The 1149-nt window shown below is 62.4% G+C and carries 1 protein-coding gene; it reads left to right on the forward strand.

The features are described from left to right. Positions 1 to 1149 (forward strand): calcium-binding protein (locus FY112_RS38315; protein WP_246700815.1); only part of this gene is annotated, 1149 nt, incomplete at both ends.

The raw sequence follows: 1149 nt of genomic DNA on the forward strand, positions 1-1149 counted from the left end.
CATCACCAGCGGTATCGGCAACGACACGCTGAACGGCGGGGCAGGTGCGGACAGCTTGATCGGTGGTGCGGGCGACGACACCTATATCGTCGACAATGCCGGCGACCTCATCACCGAAGCGGCCAATGAGGGGATCGACACGGTTCGCACGACGCTGGCAAGCTATACGCTCGGCAGCGACCTCGAGAACCTCACCTATATTGGAGCGGCGGCCTTTGCCGGGACGGGCAATGGCCTTGCCAACACGATCAGGGGCGCGGCAGGTGCCGACATCCTGGACGGGAAGGCCGGAGCAGACATACTGATCGGCGGAGCGGGCAACGACACCTATATTGTCGATGACGTTGGCGATGTGGTCACCGAAGGACTGAATGAAGGAACCGATCTGATCAAGACGGCGCTTTCGAGCTATGCGCTCGGCAACAATGTCGAGAATCTGATCTATACGGGATCCGCCAGCTTCACCGGCACCGGCAATGCGCTTGCCAACACGATCATCGGCGGCGCCGGCAACGATCTGCTTGACGGCGGCGCCGGCAATGACACGCTGAACGGCGGAGCGGGCAACGACATCTATGTGGTCGACAGTGCGGGCGACGTGATCAACGAGGCGCTCAACGCCGGCACCGATGAAATCCGCACGGTGCTTGCAGCCTACTCGATCGCCGCCTTGGTCAATGTCGAGAACCTGAGCTACACGGGATCGGCCAACTTCACCGGCACCGGCAATGCGCTCGCCAACACAATCACCGGCGGCGCCGGCTCTGACATGCTGAATGGCGGGGTCGGTGCGGACACCTTGATCGGCGGTGAGGGCAACGACACCTATATCGTCGACAATGCCGGCGACCTCGTCACCGAAGCTGCCGACGAGGGAACCGATACGGTTCGCACGACATTGGCAAGCTATACGCTTGGCAGCGACCTCGAGAACCTCACCTATATCGGCACGCTAGCCTTTGCCGGCACCGGCAATAGCCTCGACAACACGATCACGGGTGGCGCTGCCATCGATACGCTGTCAGGCGGCGCCGGCAATGATACGCTGAATGGCGGGGCTGGCGCCGACACGATGAGCGGCGGAACGGGCCACGACACCTATATCGTCGACAATGCCGGCGACCTCGTCACCGAGGCCGCCAATGAGGG

This window comes from Rhizobium sp. PEPV16 (genome assembly GCF_008919455.1).
Taxonomy (GTDB): domain Bacteria; phylum Pseudomonadota; class Alphaproteobacteria; order Rhizobiales; family Rhizobiaceae; genus Rhizobium; species Rhizobium leguminosarum_Q.